This is a genomic window from Desulfosporosinus sp. I2 (assembly GCF_000960765.1).
Classification (GTDB): domain Bacteria; phylum Bacillota; class Desulfitobacteriia; order Desulfitobacteriales; family Desulfitobacteriaceae; genus Desulfosporosinus.
Map to the genome: position 1 here is coordinate 1 of NZ_JYNH01000233.1, position 3,933 is coordinate 3,933.

At 51.2% G+C, this 3,933-nt stretch carries 5 protein-coding genes; all 5 read left to right on the forward strand.

Annotation, left to right across the window (positions count from 1 at the left end; all coding sequences use genetic code 11):
- Positions 1-721: flavoprotein (locus tag UF75_RS24955; protein WP_045577222.1), on the forward strand; the 721-nt coding region annotated here is incomplete at its 5' end.
- Positions 718-1,011, forward strand: coding sequence for a EutN/CcmL family microcompartment protein (locus UF75_RS24960; protein ID WP_045577223.1), 294 nt, complete (start codon positions 718-720; stop codon positions 1,009-1,011). The genes UF75_RS24955 and UF75_RS24960, both read left to right, overlap by 4 nt.
- 21 nt (positions 1,012-1,032) lie before the next feature.
- The gene (locus tag UF75_RS24965; RefSeq protein ID WP_082075343.1) at positions 1,033-2,439 is read left to right on the forward strand and encodes a 4Fe-4S dicluster domain-containing protein; all 1,407 of its coding nucleotides are present in this window, start codon (positions 1,033-1,035) and stop codon (positions 2,437-2,439) included.
- Positions 2,436-2,984, forward strand: a complete 549-nt coding sequence (locus tag UF75_RS24970) for a BMC domain-containing protein (RefSeq protein WP_045577224.1) — start codon at positions 2,436-2,438, stop codon at positions 2,982-2,984. Before UF75_RS24965 ends, UF75_RS24970 begins: the two co-directional genes overlap by 4 nt.
- 262 nt (positions 2,985-3,246) lie before the next feature.
- Entirely contained in the window at positions 3,247-3,921 is a 675-nt protein-coding gene (locus UF75_RS24975; protein ID WP_045577225.1) for a cupin domain-containing protein, read from the forward strand.
- The last annotated feature ends 12 nt before the right edge of the window (positions 3,922-3,933 follow it).

Genomic DNA, 3,933 nt, shown 5'->3' on the forward strand with positions numbered 1-3,933 from the left:
CTTAAACTATGTTCCGAACCTCGGACGTGTCTTAAACGCGCTTAAGCACCGCTATGGAGCCGACTACACGTTAAACGTCTTACCGAGTGACCAAGTCGATAGGATTAAACCCGAACTTCCTGAAGGAATGACCTGGATCAGTGCTGAAGAGGCCTTAACCAGGAGGGATTGGCAGACCCTAATCCTGCCCACCTGTTCGGCTAATATTCTTGCCAAAGTAGCCTTAGGAATCCGAGATAACCCAATAAGTGAGGTCATCGGACGAGGGATCACGGAAGGTAAAACCATCGAGCTCGTCACAGAGTACCTTGGTTTGACCAGGCAAACCCCTCAAGCTTACCGAGACCTCTATGAAGGATATCTCCAGAAAGTACAGACCTACGGTATCATAGTTAAGGCCACCCTCGATGACGAGTGCTCAACAGAAATGAACAAGGCTAAGGTAGCCAATCTTAATCAGGCTAGACCCCCTAACCTTTATGAGCCGAGACCAGTGCCCCCGTTCCAAAAAACGGCCAACTCTGAACTTAATGCTCCCCAACGAGAGGAACTGCAATTCACGAAGAAGTTCTTAGGGGACAAACAAGCCTACGGATTTCCCGAAGACTCCAAACTCTTCGTGAGCCAAGGGACCGTCATCTCGCCGCTGGCGAGGGATACCCTAAAAGTGCGCCGCATTGAGTTGTGTGTTGAGAAGGAGAAGGAGGAAGGACGACGATGATCTTAGCCCGTGTCATTGGAAGTGTCTGGTCAACCCGTAAAGAAGAGTCCCTACGTGGCCTAAAGTTTCTCGTCATCCAACCGGTGACCCTCACCTACGACGAAACCGGCTCTCCCAAGCTCACGGAATTTGGGAATTCTTTAATTGCCGCCGATCAAATCGGAGCAGGGGAAGACGAAATTGTCATGGTTGCCAGCGGGTCCTCAGCTCGGCAAGGACTTACCAATCATAATACCCCTATCGATGCCACTATCGTGGGGATCATCGATAAAGAAACCTTTGAAGCATGAGCTTAAGTAGGTGAACGAACAATGAATAACGGCGAAAGTATCAACGAGCTTAGTGCGGAGCAAATAAGCACCGACCAAATTAGTGCCGACCAAATAAGTGCCGACCAAATAAGCACGGACGTAAGGAATGCCGGTGTCGTCGGAGCGGGCGGAGCCGGATTTCCAACCCATGTCAAACTCTCAGCCAAGGCCGAGATTGTGATCGTCAACGCCGCCGAATGTGAGCCTTTGCTCAAAACCGACCAACAACTGGCCGCCCGTTATCCCGACCAAGTCGTCAAAGGCTTAATCCTAGCTATGAAAGCGACCGGTGCTCAAAAAGGAATCATCGCCTTAAAAGCGAAATATAAGGACGCCATCGCGGCCTTAGAACCCTGTATAGCGGACACCGACACCTTAGAACTAGCAATCATGCCGGATATCTATCCCGCCGGAGACGAAGTCATCACCATCTGGTTAACGACGGGAAGGCGAGTTCCACCCGGTGGAATCCCCCTAAACATCGGAGTTGTGGTCAATAACGTCCAAACGCTCATCAATGTCGCCAGAGCCGTCGACGGAATCCCCGTCACCACACGGACTCTCACGGTGACAGGAGCCGTCAAAGGACCGAAGACCGTCACCGTCCCGATCGGTACCTCACTGCGAGACGTTCTTGAACTGGCCGGTGGTATCGACCCGGACCTCACATATATCAGCGGAGGCCCTATGATGGGGACCCTGATCACGGACCTTTCGACCCCCGTGACCAAAACCACGGGCGGGTTGATCGGTCTCCCCAAAGACCATCCCCTGATTAAGCGGAAAGGCATGAGCGTTGAAACCGTCTTAAGAATTGCCAAAACCGTCTGTGAACAGTGCAGTTTCTGTACCGAGCTTTGCCCAAGGCACATCCTCGGTCACGAACTCTCTCCTCATCGCCTGATCCGTGCGGTCAACTACAAAAATGTCGGAGATCCAAGGCTGGTAACCAGTGCCCTGACCTGTTCAGAATGTGGCGTGTGTGAAGCTTATGCCTGTCCCGTGGGAATCTCACCGCTAAGAGTGAATATCGCCCTAAAGGCAGAGCTACGAGCCAAAGGCATCCAATATCAAGGGGAACTCGGCAAGGTTGACCCGATGGCAAACCATCGCTTAATCCCCTCATCCCGGTTAATGGATCGTTTGAGACTCCGCCCCTGGTATAAAGAAGCCCCCTTATCGTTCGACGAGTATCAACCCGACGAAGTCACGCTCAAGCTCCAACAACACATTGGGGCACCGGCCGTACCCGTCGTCAACGTGGGAGACGTCGTTCAGGTCGGACAACTCATCGGAGAAATCCCTGAAGGGGCCCTAGGAGCCAAGGTCCACGCCAGTCTCGACGGAACCGTAATCCAGAGGACGGCCCAAACCATTACGATACGGAAAGGTGGTGCAACCCAATGATCCATGCCATAGGGCTGGTTGAATTCACCAGTATCGCCCAAGGGATTGAATGCGCCGATATTATGGTCAAAACAGCGGATGTGACCATTCTGGTCGCGAAAACCATCTGCCCTGGGAAATATATCGTCTTGGTGAGCGGAGATGTATCGGGAGTCCAGCAATCCGTCAACGCCGGGATCGACTTAGGTGCTGAGACGGTGGTAGATTCCTTCGTGATCCCCAATGTCCATCCCTCCATCTTACCCGCTATCGGCAATGCCAACAAACTTAAAGACATCAAAGCCCTAGGGATTATAGAAACGTACAGCGTAGCCTCCTTAATCGAAGCCGCCGATGCCGCAGTAAAAGCAGGAGATGTCGAGCCCTTGCTCATTCATCTGGCCTTTGGAATTGGCGGCAAAAGCTATACCGTACTCACAGGAGAAGTTGCCTCTGTAAAAGCAGCTGTGGAAGAAGGAAGCGCTCTCGCGAGTGAAAAGGGACTCCTGATCCGTCAAGTCGTGATCCCCAGACCCGCGAAGCAATTAATTGAAAGCCTAGTTTGATCGAGGCACAGTGCGAGGCACGAGGCACGATGCGCGATGCACGAAACAAGAAGTACGAAGTACGAAGCACGACGCTAGACCTAGAACTACGAGCACCGTACTAAGCATGAAGCATTAAATACCTAAGTACCTGAGTACCTGAGTACCAAGGAGGACCAAAAGAGGTGCGAAGCGCCAAGTTTAAACCAGAGAAAACTAGTAACGAAAACTTAAAAATCGAGCTTCGAGCATCGAACCTCGAGCCTCGATCAGGAGGTGTATTATGGGACGATTTATCTCAGCGGCCGTCTTACGAGAGTTGGCCAAGTCAGATAAAACGATTGTTCTAGAAGAAGATAGTGTTTTAACTCCTTCAGCCAGAGATCTTGCCAAAGAATTAGGGCTCACGATCAGCAAAGGGAGACATGAAATCGTGAGTCACAATGTTGTGGGGCAATCGGTCGGACAACGGGAGAATCCACAGTCCAGTCTCCAAGACGTTAGCGTTCTTTCTGGAAGCGCCACAGGTGCAGGACCCCAAAATGACGACCTAAAAAAAGCCGTCCAAAAGATTTTGGGTGAGGTGCTTAAACCCGCCTGTGCGAATCCTAAAGCGACGCATGTCAAAGGGGAAACCGTCGTGATCCAGCCCTTTTTAGAAGCTCCTCCAGGGCAAAAGGTAGGACTCGTCGATGTGATCGACTCACGGGTGGGCAACCTCGCTTCGGGTTTCATGACCTTTGATCACTCCAGATTGCCTTGGTTTTTAAACTATGATGAAGTGGATTATGTCATTGAGGGAGAGTTTGTCCTGGAAGTTGAGGGGCAAGTCTTCCGAGCTAAAGCGGGAGATGTGGTTTATATACCGAAGGGAAGCCAAGTGGTCTTTTCCTCTCCAACCTTTTGTAAAGTTTTCTATGCCACTTATCCTGCTAATTGGGCCGATTACTGCGACTAAGGACATTATGTC